The sequence below is a fragment of the Pseudomonas sp. IT-P2 genome (assembly GCF_949767575.1).
GTDB lineage: Bacteria > Pseudomonadota > Gammaproteobacteria > Pseudomonadales > Pseudomonadaceae > Aquipseudomonas > Aquipseudomonas pharyngis.
Window position 1 is genome coordinate 1 of sequence record NZ_CATKQA010000033.1, and the last position, 14,370, is coordinate 14,370.

The 14,370-nt window shown below is 59.9% G+C and carries 20 protein-coding genes; 10 read left to right on the forward strand and 10 right to left on the reverse strand.

Annotation, left to right across the window (positions count from 1 at the left end):
* Window positions 1–154 precede the first annotated feature (154 nt).
* The 5 genes from ACM6JM_RS16055 to ACM6JM_RS16075 are packed head-to-tail and all read left to right on the forward strand — an operon-like array spanning window position 155 to window position 3,923.
* Window positions 155–562 carry a hypothetical protein gene (locus ACM6JM_RS16055; protein ID WP_039769279.1) on the forward strand — a complete coding sequence of 136 codons (408 nt, stop codon included), beginning with the start codon at window positions 155–157 and terminating at the stop codon, window positions 560–562.
* Window positions 543–1,919 (forward strand): class II fumarate hydratase, encoded by a 1,377-nt coding sequence (locus tag ACM6JM_RS16060; RefSeq protein ID WP_074691826.1) that lies wholly within the window; start codon window positions 543–545, stop codon window positions 1,917–1,919. The genes ACM6JM_RS16055 and ACM6JM_RS16060 overlap by 20 nt, the downstream gene beginning before the upstream one ends.
* Window positions 1,920–1,946: 27 nt before the next feature.
* Window positions 1,947–2,387 carry a hypothetical protein gene (locus ACM6JM_RS16065; RefSeq protein ID WP_039769283.1) on the forward strand — a complete coding sequence of 147 codons (441 nt, stop codon included), beginning with the start codon at window positions 1,947–1,949 and terminating at the stop codon, window positions 2,385–2,387.
* Window position 2,388: 1 nt separating this feature from the next.
* A complete protein-coding gene (locus ACM6JM_RS16070) occupies window positions 2,389–3,000 on the forward strand; it encodes a superoxide dismutase (protein WP_039769285.1) in 612 nt (203 codons plus the stop codon).
* Between the two features lie 29 nt (window positions 3,001–3,029).
* Window positions 3,030–3,923: a ZIP family metal transporter gene (locus ACM6JM_RS16075; protein WP_074691820.1), complete on the forward strand. Its 894-nt coding sequence runs from the start codon at window positions 3,030–3,032 to the stop codon at window positions 3,921–3,923.
* Between the two features lie 37 nt (window positions 3,924–3,960).
* On the opposite strand, the gene ACM6JM_RS16080 is transcribed toward ACM6JM_RS16075, so the two are convergent.
* From ACM6JM_RS16080 to ACM6JM_RS16125, 10 genes are all read right to left on the reverse strand, one after another.
* Window positions 3,961–4,236: an HPr family phosphocarrier protein gene (locus tag ACM6JM_RS16080; protein WP_039769289.1), complete on the reverse strand. Its 276-nt coding sequence runs from the start codon at window positions 4,234–4,236 to the stop codon at window positions 3,961–3,963.
* Window positions 4,237–4,251: 15 nt separating this feature from the next.
* Window positions 4,252–5,109 carry an RNase adapter RapZ gene (gene rapZ / locus ACM6JM_RS16085; RefSeq protein ID WP_039769291.1) on the reverse strand — a complete coding sequence of 286 codons (858 nt, stop codon included), beginning with the start codon at window positions 5,107–5,109 and terminating at the stop codon, window positions 4,252–4,254.
* Between the two features lie 2 nt (window positions 5,110–5,111).
* A complete protein-coding gene (gene ptsN, locus ACM6JM_RS16090; protein WP_007953580.1) occupies window positions 5,112–5,576 on the reverse strand; it encodes a PTS IIA-like nitrogen regulatory protein PtsN in 465 nt (154 codons plus the stop codon).
* Window positions 5,577–5,587: 11 nt separating this feature from the next.
* A complete protein-coding gene (gene hpf / locus ACM6JM_RS16095) occupies window positions 5,588–5,896 on the reverse strand; it encodes a ribosome hibernation-promoting factor, HPF/YfiA family (protein WP_011332471.1) in 309 nt (102 codons plus the stop codon).
* 73 nt (window positions 5,897–5,969) lie between these two features.
* On the reverse strand, window positions 5,970–7,463 hold the full coding sequence (locus ACM6JM_RS16100; RefSeq protein ID WP_011332472.1) for an RNA polymerase factor sigma-54: 1,494 nt from the start codon (window positions 7,461–7,463) through the stop codon (window positions 5,970–5,972).
* Window positions 7,464–7,650: 187 nt separating this feature from the next.
* Window positions 7,651–8,376 carry an LPS export ABC transporter ATP-binding protein gene (gene lptB, locus ACM6JM_RS16105; protein ID WP_007953572.1) on the reverse strand — a complete coding sequence of 242 codons (726 nt, stop codon included), beginning with the start codon at window positions 8,374–8,376 and terminating at the stop codon, window positions 7,651–7,653.
* Complete coding sequence (lptA, locus tag ACM6JM_RS16110) at window positions 8,376–8,921, reverse strand: lipopolysaccharide transport periplasmic protein LptA (RefSeq protein ID WP_007953570.1); 546 nt, start codon at window positions 8,919–8,921, stop codon at window positions 8,376–8,378. Before lptA ends, lptB begins: the two co-directional genes overlap by 1 nt.
* Window positions 8,908–9,480 (reverse strand): LPS export ABC transporter periplasmic protein LptC, encoded by a 573-nt coding sequence (lptC, locus tag ACM6JM_RS16115; protein ID WP_007953568.1) that lies wholly within the window; start codon window positions 9,478–9,480, stop codon window positions 8,908–8,910. The genes lptA and lptC overlap by 14 nt, the downstream gene beginning before the upstream one ends.
* 8 nt (window positions 9,481–9,488) lie before the next feature.
* Entirely contained in the window at window positions 9,489–10,013 is a 525-nt protein-coding gene (locus ACM6JM_RS16120; protein ID WP_414882206.1) for a KdsC family phosphatase, read from the reverse strand.
* Window positions 10,014–10,988: a KpsF/GutQ family sugar-phosphate isomerase gene (locus ACM6JM_RS16125; protein ID WP_039769296.1), complete on the reverse strand. Its 975-nt coding sequence runs from the start codon at window positions 10,986–10,988 to the stop codon at window positions 10,014–10,016.
* Between the two features lie 275 nt (window positions 10,989–11,263).
* On the opposite strand from ACM6JM_RS16125, the gene ACM6JM_RS16130 reads away from it, so the two are divergent.
* The 5 genes from ACM6JM_RS16130 to ACM6JM_RS16150 are packed head-to-tail and all read left to right on the forward strand — an operon-like array spanning window position 11,264 to window position 14,304.
* Window positions 11,264–12,076 (forward strand): ATP-binding cassette domain-containing protein, encoded by an 813-nt coding sequence (locus tag ACM6JM_RS16130; RefSeq protein WP_039769298.1) that lies wholly within the window; start codon window positions 11,264–11,266, stop codon window positions 12,074–12,076.
* The gene (gene mlaE, locus ACM6JM_RS16135) at window positions 12,076–12,873 is read left to right on the forward strand and encodes a lipid asymmetry maintenance ABC transporter permease subunit MlaE (RefSeq protein ID WP_007953561.1); all 798 of its coding nucleotides are present in this window, start codon (window positions 12,076–12,078) and stop codon (window positions 12,871–12,873) included. The genes ACM6JM_RS16130 and mlaE overlap by 1 nt, the downstream gene beginning before the upstream one ends.
* Window positions 12,873–13,340: an outer membrane lipid asymmetry maintenance protein MlaD gene (gene mlaD / locus ACM6JM_RS16140; protein ID WP_007953559.1), complete on the forward strand. Its 468-nt coding sequence runs from the start codon at window positions 12,873–12,875 to the stop codon at window positions 13,338–13,340. Before mlaE ends, mlaD begins: the two co-directional genes overlap by 1 nt.
* A gap of 11 nt (window positions 13,341–13,351) precedes the next feature.
* Window positions 13,352–14,002 (forward strand): phospholipid-binding protein MlaC, encoded by a 651-nt coding sequence (locus ACM6JM_RS16145; protein WP_039769300.1) that lies wholly within the window; start codon window positions 13,352–13,354, stop codon window positions 14,000–14,002.
* On the forward strand, window positions 13,999–14,304 hold the full coding sequence (locus tag ACM6JM_RS16150; RefSeq protein WP_039769302.1) for a lipid asymmetry maintenance protein MlaB: 306 nt from the start codon (window positions 13,999–14,001) through the stop codon (window positions 14,302–14,304). The genes ACM6JM_RS16145 and ACM6JM_RS16150 overlap by 4 nt, the downstream gene beginning before the upstream one ends.
* Window positions 14,305–14,370 lie beyond the last annotated feature (66 nt).

Here is a 14,370-nt window from a genome sequence, read left to right on the forward strand (position 1 = left end):
CAGGTACAAAAAAAGGCGCGCCACCCGATTGGGTGGCGCGCCTTTTTTATGCCTGCAAATCTTTTCAGCTGCTCAGGGCAGCTGAAAAGCCACCCTTGTGTTGTTTATCATTATCATCTAATAATAAATCTCATTATCGGATGAGCCCAGGATCATGAGTTCTGCCTTGCACGAGCAGCCGTATCTCGAAAGCTGGCGCTGGATGAGTCGCCGGATCCGTTGCGCGATGGATCCCGACGAGCCACGACTGATCGAACACTACCTGGCCGAAGGCCGGTATCTGGCCTGCTGCACGGCGACTTCGCCCTGGATGATCGCTGAAACCTCCTTCCGTCTGCTGCTCGACACGGCCACCGATATCGCGCTGCCGTGGCACTGGCGCAGCCTGTGTCTCGATCAAGCCTGGCGCCCCTTGCGTGAAATGGAGCGCCTCTCGCTGTGCAAGTGCCGGCTCAAGCGCTGGCAAAGCTACACCTGGCAATTGGCGACCTGCGAGTTGCTTCCCTCGATTCCTCTCATAGAACTGGTGCAAGGATTTTCAGATGACCAAGACACGTATTGAGCGCGACAGCATGGGCGAACTGCAGGTGCCGGTGGACGCTCTCTACGGCGCGCAGACCCAGCGCGCAGTGGATAACTTCCCGATCAGCGGCAAGCCGATGCCGACCCAGTTCATCCGCGCCCTGATTCTGGCGAAAGCGGCCGCCGCGCGCGCCAACGTTGAACTCAACCAGCTCAGCGCCGCCCAGGGCAAGGCAATCAGCGATGCCGCCCAAGGGTTGCTGGAAGGCGACTTCATGCGGCATTTCCCGGTGGACATCTTCCAGACCGGTTCCGGCACCAGCTCCAACATGAACGCCAATGAAGTGATTGCCACCCTGGCCAGCCGCTTGCTCGACGAACCGGTGAACGCCAACGACCACGTCAACTGTGGGCAGAGCAGCAACGACATCATTCCTACCACTATCCACGTCAGCGCCGCGCTGGCCCTGCACGAACAACTGCTGCCGGCACTGCTGCACCTGGTGCAAGTGATCGAACGCAAGGCCGAGCAAGTCCATCACCACGTCAAGACTGGCCGCACCCACTTGATGGATGCCATGCCGGTGCGTATGAGTCAGGCGTTGAACGGTTGGGCGCAGCAGCTCAAGGCTAATATCGGTCACCTGCAGGATTTGCTGCCAAGCCTGCAATCCTTGGCTCAGGGCGGTACAGCGGTCGGTACCGGGATCAATGCGCATCCGGAATTTGCTGCGCGGTTCAGCCGCCAGCTCAGCCAGTTGACCAATGTCCAGTTCACCCCTGGCAAGAATCTGTTCGCCCTGATCGGCTCGCAGGACACTGCCGTGGCCGTCTCGGGCCAGCTCAAGGCCACCGCCGTGTCCCTGATGAAAGTCGCCAACGACCTGCGCTGGATGAACTCCGGCCCGCTCGCCGGGCTCGGTGAAATCGAGCTTGAGGGCCTGCAGCCGGGCTCATCGATCATGCCAGGCAAGGTCAATCCGGTGATTCCGGAAGCCACCGCCATGGTAGCTGCGCAAGTGATCGGCAATGACTCGGTGATCACCATCGCCGGTCAATCAGGCAATTTCGAGCTGAACGTGATGCTGCCTATCATTGCCCAGAATCTGCTGAGCAGCATTGAGTTGCTGGCCAACTCCAGCCGTTTGCTGGGTGACAAGGCCATCGCCACCTTCAAGGTCAACGAGTCGCGCCTCAAGGAAGCGCTGTCGCGCAACCCGATTCTGGTGACCGCGCTCAACCCGATCATCGGTTACCAGAAAGCTGCCGAGATTGCCAAGCAGGCCTACAAGCAGGGTCGCGCGGTGATCGACGTTGCGCTGGAACACACCGACCTGTCGCGCAGCCAGCTGGAAGAGTTGCTCAATCCCGAGAAACTCACCGCCGGTGGCGTGTAAGCACCGCAACCGCTTTGGAGGTTCACCATGGAGCACTGGAAACGCACGATCGAACGGGCCAATCGCTGCTTCATCCTGGGCGAGCTGATCGATGCCCGCGAGGCCTACCTGCAAGCATTGGCCCTGGCGCAGGTGTTGTTCGAGCGCTGGGCCGATGCCGACGAAGCGGTGGCGGCTTGCGTCATCTCCCATCACAACCTTGCCGATCTGCACCTGCGCCTGAATCAGCCGGAGGAGAGCGCCGAGTATCTGTGCGCGATTCATCAACGGCTGTTGCAGACCATGCAGGACGAGCGCCTGCGTCCGGCCCTGCGTGAAGCGGCCCTTCGCCAGAGCAGCAAAACCTACGTCGAGCTGCTCAATTTCATCAGCGAACACGGCGAATACCCGCGCACCCAGCGTTTGCTGCACTCGGATACCGGCAACGCGCGCCGAGTGCCTGCCCCACATCACCATGGAGTCCACTGAAATGGCTTTTACCCTGCCAGCCTTGCCTTACGCCTACGACGCACTGGAACCGCACATCGATGCGCAAACCATGGAGATCCACTACACCAAGCATCATCAGACTTACATCAACAACCTGAACGCTGCGGTCGAGGGCACCGAATTCGCGGAATGGCCGGTGGAGAAGCTGGTCGCCAGCGTCCAGCAACTGCCGGAAAAGCTCCGCGCGGCGGTGATCAACCAGGGCGGCGGTCATGCCAACCATTCGCTGTTCTGGGAAGTGATGGTGCCCAACGGCGGTGGCAAACCGGACGGTGCGCTGGCCAGGGCGATCGATGAGCAGCTGGGTGGCCTCGACAGCTTCAAGGACGCCTTCACCAAAGCCGCGTTGACCCGTTTCGGCAGTGGCTGGGCGTGGCTCAGCGTCACGCCCGACAAGAAACTGGTGGTGGAAAGCAGCGGCAACCAGGACAGCCCGCTGATGAACGGCAACACGCCGATTCTCGGGCTCGACGTGTGGGAACACGCGTACTACCTGCGTTATCAGAACCGTCGGCCGGAATACATCAGCGCGTTCTACAACGTGATCAACTGGCCGCAAGTTGCTGCGCGCTATCAGGCCGCGATGGTTTAAGTCCCTATAAAAACAATCCAAGGCTGACTATGGGCACTGAAACACTGGCGATCGGAAGTGGGCGTATGTTTCGTTACGCAATCGGTTCGCTGCTGCTGTTGGCGGGCATGTCCCTGTTGGTCGCACACGGACTCGATTGGCTGAATCTGGAGCCGAGGTTGTCGCGGGCATTGCAGGGCGGCGCGATTTGCGCCCTCGGCACCGCGCTGGGGGCTGTTCCGGTGCTGGTAATCCGCAACATGCCCCAGGCGCTGGGCGATACGCTGTTGGGTTTTGGCGCCGGTGTAATGCTGGCGGCGACCGCGTTTTCACTGATCGTGCCGGGAATCGCCGCCGCCGAAAGTCTGGGACTGAGCCCATGGGGCGCCAGCGGCCTGATTTGCTTCGGCATCATGCTCGGGGCGTTCGGTCTGTATCTGGTTGATCGCCGTGTGTCGGGGGCCTCGCCGGAAATGCTCATCGGCACCGTCGAGCATCCGGTGATTCCGCCACGGATCTGGTTGTTCGTGTTCGCCATCATTGCCCATAACATCCCGGAAGGCATGGCGGTCGGTGTCTCGGCGGGCGGTGGAATGCCTGACGCAGAAAGTCTGGCGATGGGCATTGCCTTGCAGGATGTGCCGGAAGGGCTGGTGATTGCACTGGTGCTGGCCGGCGCCGGGATGTCGCGGGTCAAGGCGTTTTTGATTGGCGCAGCGTCAGGTCTGGTCGAACCGGTATTTGCGCTGCTCTGTGCGTGGCTGGTCAGTCTTGCCGAACTGTTGCTGCCCTTGGGGTTGGCGCTGGCGGCTGGTGCCATGCTGCTGGTGGTGACTCACGAGGTCATCCCCGAGTCGCGACGCAATGGTCACGAGAAGCTGGCCAGTCTGGGATTGCTGATCGGCTTCTGTCTGATGATGGTGATGGATACGGCGTTGGGATGAACCGGGGGAGGGAGCGGGCTACTTCGCCTCAGGCGTTTCAACCGCCTTCGTCGAAGTAGTTGTTGATCAGTGTCACCAGCGCGTCCATGGCTTCCTGTTCCTGGTGACCTTCGGTACTCAGGTGGATTTTGGTGCCCTTGCCCGCAGCGAGCATCATCATCGCCATGATGCTTTTACCGTCAACCGTGGTGTCCGGTGTGCGGCCCACTCTGATCGTGCAATCGGGAAACTGGCCCGCCACTCCGACGAATTTTGCCGATGCGCGGGCGTGCAGGCCCAGCTTGTTGATGATTTCTATTTCCCGAGCAGGCATCGCGTTGTGAATCCTTTAGCTGAGGTCGCGGTGGCGAACCTGGACGTTCTTCAGGGTCTTCTGCAGCGCCTGGCCAAGACGTTCGGTCAGGTAAACGGAACGGTGATGCCCGCCGGTGCAGCCGATGGCAATGGTGACGTAAGCGCGGTTGCTCGCCGCAAAGCGCGGCAACCATTTGTTCAGATACGTATAAATGTCCTGGTACATCTCCTCGACCTCCGGCTGCGCCGCCAGATACTCGGCGACCGGCTGATCGAGACCGGATTGCGCTCGCAGTTCCGGTTTCCAGTACGGGTTCGGCAGGCAGCGAACATCGAACACCAGATCCGCATCCACCGGCATGCCGCGTTTGAAACCGAAGGACTCCACCAGAAACGCGGTCCCCGGCTCCGGCTGGTTCAACAGTCGCAGCTTGATGGTATCGCGCAGTTGGTAGAGGTTCAGATTGGTGGTATTGACCTTCAGATCGGCCAGATCGGCAATCGGGCCCAGCAGGGCGGTTTCGTCGTCGATGGCTTCGGCCAGCGAGCGGTTGGCGTTGCTGAGCGGGTGACGACGACGAGTTTCCGAAAAGCGTTTGAGCAACGTTTCGTCATCGGCGTCGAGGTACAGGACATCGCACTGGATATGCCGGCTGCGCACTTCCTCGAGCAACTCTGGAAAACGTGACAGATGACTCGGCAGGTTGCGGGCGTCGATCGAGACGGCCACCAGCGGCTGGAGCATTTCGGTATGAACCAGCGCACGTTCGGCCAGATCCGGCAGAAGACCTGCCGGCAGGTTATCGATGCAGTAGTAACCGTTGTCCTCAAGGACATCCAGGGCGGTACTTTTACCCGAGCCGGAACGGCCACTGACAATGATCAAGCGCATGGTTACGGCCTGTTCTGTTCTTCCAGTACAACCTGGTACAAGGCTTCGTTGCTAGGCGCGCTACGCAGTCTGTCGCGCACGTCCTTGCGGTCGAGCATGCTGGCGATCTGGCGTAACAGCTCCAGGTGCGCATCGGTGGCGGCTTCCGGCACCAGCAGGACGAAGAGCAGGTCCACGGGCGCGCCGTCGATAGCGTCGAAATCGATAGGGGCATCAAGGTGCATCAGCGCACTGATCGGCGCTTCGCAGCCCTTGAGGCGGCAGTGGGGAATGGCGATGCCGTTGCCAAAACCGGTGGAGCCCAGTTTTTCACGGGCAATCAATGCCTCGAATACATCTTGCATCTCCAGATCCGGAACTTCCCGGGCGATCAGGTTGGCAATTTGTTCCAGGGCTTTCTTTTTACTGCCGCCCGGCACGTTCACCAGGGAACGGCCGGGGGTCAGGATACTTTCAAGTCGGATCATGGGGGTGGGGGTTATCGACCGGTAGCGCCCTGAAGCAGGCTCTGGGTCTTTTCCTTATGCTTTTTGAGTTGTTTATCAAGCTTGTCGGTCAGCGCGTCGATCGCAGCGTACATATCGGTATGTTCCGCGTTTGCGACGACCTCATTGCCGGGAATATGCAGCGTGGCTTCGATTTTCTGCTTCAGTTTTTCGACGCACATCGTGACTTGCACGTTGGTGATCTTGTCGAAATGCCCTTCGAGCTTCTTGAGCTTGAGCTCGATGTACTCGCGCAGAGGCTGGGTAACTTCCAGTTGGTGTCCACTGATGTTGACTTGCATACAGCTTCTCCTTCGTTGCCAGTGCATAAAGCGGCAGGCCGAAGAGCCTGCCACTGGAACGCTGTAACGTGGCTTACATCAACCGCTTGCGTTCGCTCGAAGGCGCGATCCCGAGGGATTCGCGGTACTTGGCGACCGTGCGGCGAGCCACCTGAATGCCTTGTGCCTCCAGTAAACCAGCGATCTTGCTGTCACTCAACGGCTTTTTCTGATTTTCCGCGGCAACCAGTTTCTTGATGATCGCGCGGATCGCCGTGGACGAGCATTCACCGCCCTCGGAGGTGCTCACATGGCTGGAGAAAAAGTATTTCAGCTCATATATGCCCCGTGGGGTATGCATGAATTTTTGCGTGGTTACGCGGGAAATCGTCGACTCGTGCATGCCAACCGCTTCTGCAATGTCGTGCAGGACCAGCGGCTTCATGGCTTCGTCGCCGTACTCCAGAAAACCGCGCTGATGCTCGACGATCTGGGTGGCCACTTTCATCAGGGTTTCGTTGCGGCTTTGCAGGCTCTTGATGAACCAGCGGGCTTCCTGCAACTGATTGCGCATGAAGGTGTTGTCGGCGCTGGTGTCGGCGCGGCGCACGAAACCGGCGTACTGGGCGTTGACCCGCAGGCGCGGCACCGACTCCTGGTTGAGCTCGACCAGCCAGCGCTCGTTGTCCTTGCGCACGATGACGTCAGGCACCACGTATTCGGCTTCGGTGGACTCGATCTGCGAACCGGGGCGCGGGTTGAGGCTCTGCACCAGTTCGATGACCTGACGCAGCTCGTCTTCCTTGAGCTTCATGCGGCGCATCAACTGGCTGTAGTCGCGGCTGCCGAGCAAGTCGATGTAATCGGTGACCAGGCGCTTGGCTTCGGCCAGCCAAGGGGTCTTGGCCGACAGCTGGCGCAATTGCAGCAGCAGGCATTCGCCCAGGTTGCGTGCGCCGATGCCGGCCGGTTCGAATTGCTGGATGCGGTGCAGGACGGCTTCGATCTCGTCCAGCTCGATGTCGAGTTCCGGATCAAAGGCGTCGAGGATTTCTTCGAGGGTTTCGTCCAGGTAGCCCTGATTGTTGATGCAATCGATCAGGGTGACGGCGATCAGGCGATCGGTGTCGGACATCGGTGCCAGGTTCAACTGCCACAGCAGGTGGCTTTGCAGGCTCTCGCCGGCGGAGGTGCGGGTGGTGAAGTCCCACTCGTCATCGTCGCTGCTCGGCAGGCTGCTGGCGCTGGTCTGGTAGACGTCTTCCCAGGCGGTGTCGACGGGCAGTTCGTTGGGGATTCGCTCGTTCCATTCGCCGTCTTCGAGGTTATCGACTGTCGGCGCGGTCTCCTGATAGGAGGGTTCCTGGATCTCGGTGTTGGGCTTCTGTTCGGCGTTGTCGGCCATGGGATCGGAGTTGTCGAAGTCGTCGCCGTCTTCCTGGCGTTCGAGCATCGGATTGGATTCCAGAGCCTCCTGGATTTCCTGTTGCAGATCCAGGGTCGACAATTGGAGCAGGCGGATGGCCTGTTGCAGCTGCGGTGTCATCGTCAGCTGCTGGCCCATTCTCAAGACTAGCGATGGTTTCATGGCAGGGGCTTAACACCTTATTCGCCGGCGCTATGCGCCATCCACTACAGGGCGCCGGAGCGCCAAACTTAAGCAAATTATATGCCTGAAACTGTCGTGTTTGCCTAGAGCGCTGTAACAATAAAAGCGTAGAAAAAAGGCGCTTCAACGTTACAGCACCCGGACGGCTGGTCGGATGCTGTCGCGCTTACAGGCGGAACTCGTGACCCAGATACACTTCCTTGACCAGATCATTGGCGAGGATGGTCGCGGAGTCGCCCTCGGCGATCAACTGGCCGTCATTGACGATGTAGGCGGTTTCGCAGATATCCAGCGTCTCACGGACGTTGTGGTCGGTGATCAATACACCGATACCCTTGGCCTTGAGGTGGTGGATGATCTGCTTGATGTCGCCGACCGAGATCGGGTCGACACCGGCGAACGGTTCGTCGAGCAGGATGAACTTCGGTGCCGTAGCCAGTGCGCGGGCGATCTCCACGCGGCGGCGTTCGCCACCGGACAGGCTCATGCCGAGGTTGTCGCGGATGTGGCTGATATGGAATTCCTGCAGCAGGCTTTCCAACTCCTTGCGACGACCGGCCTTGTCGAGCTCCTGACGGGTCTCAAGGATGGCCATGATGTTGTCGGCTACCGACAGTTTGCGGAAGATCGACGCTTCTTGCGGCAGATAGCCGATACCGGCCTTGGCGCGACCGTGCATCGGCTGATGGCTGACGTCCAGATCGTCGATCAATACGCGACCCTGATCGGCCTGGACCAGGCCGACGATCATGTAGAAGCAGGTGGTCTTGCCGGCGCCGTTCGGGCCGAGCAGGCCGACGATCTGACCGCTGTCGATCGACAGGCTGACGTCGCGCACGACCTGGCGGCTTTTATAGGCCTTGGCCAGGTGCTGAGCTTTCAGAGTTGCCATTACTGGGTTTTCTCGTCGGTTTTCTTCTTCGGCTGGATCACCATGTCGATGCGCGGACGCGCTTCGGTGACCTTGCTGCCAGTGGCTCGACCGGCGCTGGCCAGTTTCTTCACCGTGTCATAGACGATTTTCTCGCCCTGAGTGGTGTTGTTGTCCTTGTCGACGACTTTTGCCTTGTCGATCAATACAACGCGGTTTTGCGCAGCGTGATACTGAATGGTCACACCCCAGCCCTGAACGGGTTTGGTGTCGCCAGCAGTCTGCAACTGTTCGAAGTAGGCGAGGTTGCCCACCGAAGTCACGACGTCGATGTCGCCGTTAGGCGCACGGGTCATGGTCACGGTGTTGCCTTTGACGATCATCGAACCCTGGGTGATGATCACGTCGCCTTTGTAGGTGGCAACGCCGTTCTTGTCGTCCAGCTGGGCATCGTCGGCCTGAATACGGATTGGCTGCTCTTGATCGTTCGGCAGAGCCCAGGCGCTCACGCTTCCCAGTGCTGCGCCCAGACTGAGCAAAATAGGGAGGGTTTTAACGAGCCTCATACTGTCCTCTTACGTTCGATAGCAGGTGTATCCTGCTTTCCTTCAAATACGCTTTCATTCCTACGCCAGTCGATACACCGCCAGCGCCGTCGATTCTAACGGGTTGCTGGGTCTGCGCATATTGCTGCTGCGGGAACACCGTCATGCGAGTGGAGGTGATCAGGGTGTCGCGGTTCTTTTCGTCGGTGCGCTTGACGCGTACCGAGTCGATCAGCTCGACCTCGGTGCCACCGGAGTTCACTTCACCGCGTTCGCTGGTCACGTGCCACGGGAAGTCGGTGCCACGGAACATGTTCAGATCGGGCTTGGTGACCAGTGTAATGTCGGTTGCCTTGACGTGCTCGGCCTTGTCGGACGTCATTTCGTACTGCACTTTGCCGTCTTCGAGGTACTGGATCGTGTGCGTATTGGTCGCGTACCAGTCGATCGGGCTTTCCTCTGCCGAAACCGGCGGTTTGTCGAGGAAGCGTTCCGGGCTGATGTTCCAGTAGCCGACCGCACCGAAAATCGCCGCGATGCAACCGAACAGCAGGATGTTGCGAAACTTTTTGCTAAACATGGTTGGACTCACAGGTACGCGTTGTTGGCAGCGTCGAGGCTGCCTTGGGCGCGCAGGATCAGTTCGCAGAATTCGCGGGCGGCACCTTCGCCGCCACGGGCCTGGGTGACGCCATGGGCGTGCTCGCGCACAAAGGGGGCGGCGTTGGCCACGGCCATGCCCAGCCCCACGCGACGGATCACCGGCAGGTCGGGCAGGTCGTCACCGAGATAGGCGACTTGTTCATAGCTTAGGCCCAGTCGCTCCAGAAGACCGTCGAGAACGACCAGTTTGTCTTCGCGACCCTGAAACAGGTGCGGGATGCCCAGATTTTTTGCTCGACGCTCGACCACCGGAGTCTTGCGACCGCTGATGATGGCAGTCTGTACGCCCGCGTTCATCAGCATCTTGATGCCCTGGCCATCGAGCGTGTTGAAGGTCTTGAATTCACTTCCGTCTTCAAGGAAGTACAGGCGCCCGTCGGTGAGGACGCCGTCGACGTCGAAAACCGCCAGTTTGATGGCCTTGCCGCGTTGCAGCAGATCGGTGCTCATTTACATCACTCCTGCGCGCAGCAGATCGGAGAGGTTGAAGGCGCCGATCGGGCGATCCTCTTCATCTACGACAACCAGCGCGTTGATTCGGTGGTCTTCCATGATTTTCAGGGCTTCGGCCGCGAGCATCTCGGCGCGGGCGGTCTTGCCGTGCACGGTCATCACCTGGTCGATGGTGGCGCTGTGGATATCGATGCTGCGATCCAGGGTGCGACGAAGGTCGCCGTCAGTGAAGATCCCGGCCAGTTTGCCGTCCGCTTCAAGAATGACGGTCATGCCCAGACCCTTGCGAGTCATTTCCATCAGCGCGTCCTTGAGCAGGGTGCCGCGCTGTACCTGTGGCAGCTCATGACCGGCGTGCATGACATTTTCCACTTTCAGCAGCAGGCGTCGGCCCAATGCACCGCCCGGGTGGGAAAAGGCGAAGTCTTCGGCGGTGAAACCGCGCGCTTCCAGCAGTGCCACGGCCAGGGCGTCGCCCATGACCAATGCGGCGGTGGTCGAGGAGGTCGGCGCCAGGTTCAGCGGGCAGGCTTCGTGCTCGACGTGCACGTTGAGATTGACCTCTGCCGCTTTGGCCAGCGGCGACTGTGGGTTGCCGGTGACGCTGATCAGCTGGATGCCCAGGCGCTTGATCAGTGGCAGCAGGGTGACGATTTCGTTGGTGGAGCCGGAGTTCGACAGGGCCAGGATCACGTCGTCACGGGTGATCATGCCCATATCGCCGTGACTGGCCTCGGCCGGGTGTACGAAAAACGCCGGGGTGCCGGTGCTGGCCAGGGTCGCGGCAATCTTGTTGCCGATGTGCCCGGACTTGCCCATGCCGACCACGACAACACGGCCCTTGCTGGCCAGAATCATCTCGCAAGCGCGTACGAAATCGGCGTCGATATGGGGCAACAAGCCTTGTACGGCTTCCACTTCGAGGCGGATGGTGCGTTGTGCCGATTGAATCAGGTCGCTGGTTTGGCTCATGTCAGAAATCGTATAGCCCGATGAAAAGGCGGCGATTATAGCGGTTATGTTGAAAAGCCTCACGCAAGTTCGTCGTGCTTTGTCATTCCTCGTTACCAAATCTCTGCAAATAAGGCGTCAAGCCCTTCAACTCGCAGAATGCGGGCCGGTGCAGGCCTTGGGCGCTTGCCCTTTGCAGTGATATAGTTCGCCGCCAGTTCGGCCTGCCCGGGATGTAGGGGCTTTCCTCAGAAAGCCAGGCGTCCGAGTGAGAGGCTGCATCGCAAGGAGTTTAGATGAGTGCCGATAACGCCTACGCGGTCGAGCTGAAGGGAGTCTCCTTCAAGCGCGGTGCGCGGAGCATTTTCAATAACGTCGATATCCGCATCCCGCGCGGCAAGGTCACCGGCATCATGGGGCCTTCCGGGTGTGGCAAGACCACACTGTTGCGCCTGATGGGCGCCCAGTTGCGGCCATCCAAGGGCGAGGTCTGGGTCAACGGCCAGAACCTGCCGAAGCTGTCGCGCAGCGATCTGTTCGATGCGCGCAAGCACATGGGCGTGCTGTTTCAGAGCGGTGCGCTGTTCACCGATCTCGACGTGTTCGAGAACGTCGCCTTCCCGCTGCGCGTTCATACCGATCTGCCGGACGAGATGATCCGCGACATCGTGCTGCTCAAATTGCAGGCAGTGGGGTTGCGCGGTGCGATCGAGCTGATGCCTGACGAGCTTTCCGGCGGCATGAAGCGCCGGGTCGCCCTGGCCCGGGCCATCGCCCTCGATCCGCAGATCCTCATGTACGACGAACCGTTCGTCGGCCAGGATCCGATCGCCATGGGTGTGCTGGTTCGCCTGATCCGTCTGCTCAACGATGCGCTGGGAATCACCAGCATCGTGGTGTCCCACGACCTCGCCGAAACCGCGAGCATTGCTGACTACATCTATGTGGTCGGTGATGGCCAGGTATTGGGGCAGGGCACGCCGGACGAACTGATGGGCTCGGACGATCCGCGTATCCGCCAGTTCATGACCGGTGAACCCGACGGCCCGGTGCCGTATCACTTTCCAGCGCCGGATTACCGCGCAGATCTTCTGGGGAAGCGCCGCTGATGCGCAGAATTACATTAATGGAGCGTGTGCGTCGTTTCGGCCTCGCCGGAATCGACAGCGTCGCAGTGTTCGGGCGTTCGACCCTGTTCCTGTTTCATGCCCTGCTCGGGCGAGGCGGCATCGGCGGCGGGTTTGGCCTGCTGGTCAAGCAGCTGCATTCCGTCGGCGTGATGTCGCTGGTGATCATCGTGGTGTCCGGGATTTTCATCGGCATGGTACTGGCGCTGCAGGGCTTCAACATTCTGTCGAGTTACGGTTCGGAGCAGGCCGTCGGCCAGATGGTGGCGCTGACCCTGCTGCGTGAGCTGGGGCCGGTGGTGACCGCGCTGTTGTTCGCCGGTCGTGCCGGTTCGGCGCTGACGGCGGAAATCGGCAACATGAAATCCACCGAACAGCTGTCCAGCCTGGAAATGATCGGGGTCGACCCGCTCAAGTACATCATTGCCCCGCGTCTGTGGGCCGGCTTCATTTCCCTGCCGGTGCTGGCGATGATCTTCAGCGTGGTCGGCATCTGGGGCGGTTCGTGGGTCGCCGTTGACTGGCTGGGTGTCTACGAAGGTTCCTACTGGTCGAACATGCAGAACAGCGTGAGCTTCGGTGACGATGTGCTCAACGGCATCATCAAAAGTGCAGTATTCGCTTTTGTCGTCACCTGGATCGCCGTATTTCAAGGCTATGACTGCGAACCCACTTCCGAGGGGATCAGCCGTGCCACCACCAAGACCGTGGTTTACGCCTCGCTGGCAGTACTCGGCCTGGACTTTATTCTGACTGCTTTGATGTTTGGAGATTTCTGATGCAAAACCGCACCCTGGAAATCGGTGTCGGCCTGTTCCTGCTGGCAGGGATCCTGGCTTTGTTGCTGCTGGCCCTGCGGGTCAGTGGCCTGTCTCCGACTTCGACCACCGATACCTACAAGCTTTACGCGTATTTCGACAATATCGCCGGTTTGACGGTCAGAGCCAAAGTGACCATGGCGGGTGTGACCATCGGCAAGGTCACCGCGATCGATCTGGACCGCGACAGCTTCACCGGTCGGGTAACCCTGCAAGTGGACAAAAGCGTCGACAATCTGCCGACCGACTCCACAGCATCTATCCTGACAGCGGGTCTGCTGGGCGAGAAGTACATCGGTATCAGCGTGGGCGGCGAAGACACCCGCCTCAAGGATGGTGGAACCATCCACGACACGCAGTCGTCTCTGGTACTGGAAGACCTGATCGGTAAATTCCTGCTCAATACCGTTAGCAAAGACGCCAAATGAGGAGCTTTTGAATGATCTCTACCTTGCGACGTGGCCTGTTGGTGTTGCTTGCGGCACTGCCGCTGGTGGCTAACGCCGTGGCGGCACAATCGGCGCACGATCTGGTTCAGGACACCACGAACCGGATGCTCGCCGACCTGGCGGCCAATAAAGAGAAGTACAAGCAGGATCCGCAGGATTTCTATACGGCGCTGAACACCATCGTCGGCCCTGTGGTCGATGCCGAAGGTATTTCCAAGAGCATCATGACGGTCAAGTATTCGCGCAAGGCAACCCCGGCGCAGATGAAGACCTTCGAGGAAAACTTCAAGCGCGGTCTGTTCCAGTTCTACGGCAACGCCTTGCTCGAGTACAACAATCAGGGCATTACCGTCGATGCGCCCAAGGATGAATCGGGTGACCGCACCAGTGTCGGCATGACCGTCAAAGGCAACAATGGCGCGATCTACCCTGTGCAGTACACCCTGGAGAAGATCAACGGCGAGTGGAAACTGCGCAATGTGATCATCAACGGCATCAACATCGGCAAGCTGTTCCGTGACCAGTTCGCCGACGCGATGCAACGCAATGGCAACGATCTGGACAAGACCATCAACGGCTGGGCCGGTGAAGTCGCCAAGGCCAAGCAGTCGGCCGAGCAGAACGAGAAGCCTGCCCAATGACCGAGTCGGCCATTCGTCTGGACGAAGCCAGCGAGCTGCAGCTCAGCGGTGTGCTGGATTACCGCACCGGCCCTGACCTGCGCGAGCAGGGCCGGGCGCTGATCAAGTCGTGCACCGCGCCAGCATTGGTGATCGATTGCTCGGCGGTGGAGAAGTCCAGCAGCGTCGGTCTGTCGCTGCTGCTGTGCTTCATTCGCGATGCAAAGGCTGCCGGCAAGGCGGTCAGCATCCGCGGGATGCCTGAAGACATGCGCGAAATTGCTCAGGTCAGCGAACTGACCGAGCTGTTGGCGCAACCCTGAACCCGCATCTATAGAGAAGCCCCCCGTCAGAGTCCTGCGCAGCGGGGTTCGCAGGCGCGGGGCTTT

What these genes read in the sequence shown, in the direction of transcription:
- ACM6JM_RS16150 (WP_039769302.1), top strand. Translation starts at nt 13,999, where the DNA reads ATGACCGAGTCGGCCATTCGTCTGGACGAAGCCAGCGAGCTGCAGCTC.
- lptA (WP_007953570.1), bottom strand. Translation starts at nt 8,921, where the DNA reads ATGAGGCTCGTTAAAACCCTCCCTATTTTGCTCAGTCTGGGCGCAGCA.
- rapZ (WP_039769291.1), bottom strand. Translation starts at nt 5,109, where the DNA reads ATGCGCTTGATCATTGTCAGTGGCCGTTCCGGCTCGGGTAAAAGTACC.
- hpf (WP_011332471.1), bottom strand. Translation starts at nt 5,896, where the DNA reads ATGCAAGTCAACATCAGTGGACACCAACTGGAAGTTACCCAGCCTCTG.
- ACM6JM_RS16065 (WP_039769283.1), top strand. Translation starts at nt 1,947, where the DNA reads ATGGAGCACTGGAAACGCACGATCGAACGGGCCAATCGCTGCTTCATC.
- ACM6JM_RS16125 (WP_039769296.1), bottom strand. Translation starts at nt 10,988, where the DNA reads ATGAGCCAAACCAGCGACCTGATTCAATCGGCACAACGCACCATCCGC.
- ACM6JM_RS16075 (WP_074691820.1), top strand. Translation starts at nt 3,030, where the DNA reads ATGGGCACTGAAACACTGGCGATCGGAAGTGGGCGTATGTTTCGTTAC.
- ACM6JM_RS16070 (WP_039769285.1), top strand. Translation starts at nt 2,389, where the DNA reads ATGGCTTTTACCCTGCCAGCCTTGCCTTACGCCTACGACGCACTGGAA.
- mlaE (WP_007953561.1), top strand. Translation starts at nt 12,076, where the DNA reads ATGCGCAGAATTACATTAATGGAGCGTGTGCGTCGTTTCGGCCTCGCC.
- ACM6JM_RS16120 (WP_414882206.1), bottom strand. Translation starts at nt 10,013, where the DNA reads ATGAGCACCGATCTGCTGCAACGCGGCAAGGCCATCAAACTGGCGGTT.
- ACM6JM_RS16130 (WP_039769298.1), top strand. Translation starts at nt 11,264, where the DNA reads ATGAGTGCCGATAACGCCTACGCGGTCGAGCTGAAGGGAGTCTCCTTC.
- ACM6JM_RS16145 (WP_039769300.1), top strand. Translation starts at nt 13,352, where the DNA reads ATGATCTCTACCTTGCGACGTGGCCTGTTGGTGTTGCTTGCGGCACTG.
- mlaD (WP_007953559.1), top strand. Translation starts at nt 12,873, where the DNA reads ATGCAAAACCGCACCCTGGAAATCGGTGTCGGCCTGTTCCTGCTGGCA.
- ACM6JM_RS16100 (WP_011332472.1), bottom strand. Translation starts at nt 7,463, where the DNA reads ATGAAACCATCGCTAGTCTTGAGAATGGGCCAGCAGCTGACGATGACA.
- ptsN (WP_007953580.1), bottom strand. Translation starts at nt 5,576, where the DNA reads ATGATCCGACTTGAAAGTATCCTGACCCCCGGCCGTTCCCTGGTGAAC.
- ACM6JM_RS16080 (WP_039769289.1), bottom strand. Translation starts at nt 4,236, where the DNA reads ATGCCTGCTCGGGAAATAGAAATCATCAACAAGCTGGGCCTGCACGCC.
- ACM6JM_RS16060 (WP_074691826.1), top strand. Translation starts at nt 543, where the DNA reads ATGACCAAGACACGTATTGAGCGCGACAGCATGGGCGAACTGCAGGTG.
- lptB (WP_007953572.1), bottom strand. Translation starts at nt 8,376, where the DNA reads ATGGCAACTCTGAAAGCTCAGCACCTGGCCAAGGCCTATAAAAGCCGC.
- lptC (WP_007953568.1), bottom strand. Translation starts at nt 9,480, where the DNA reads ATGTTTAGCAAAAAGTTTCGCAACATCCTGCTGTTCGGTTGCATCGCG.
- ACM6JM_RS16055 (WP_039769279.1), top strand. Translation starts at nt 155, where the DNA reads ATGAGTTCTGCCTTGCACGAGCAGCCGTATCTCGAAAGCTGGCGCTGG.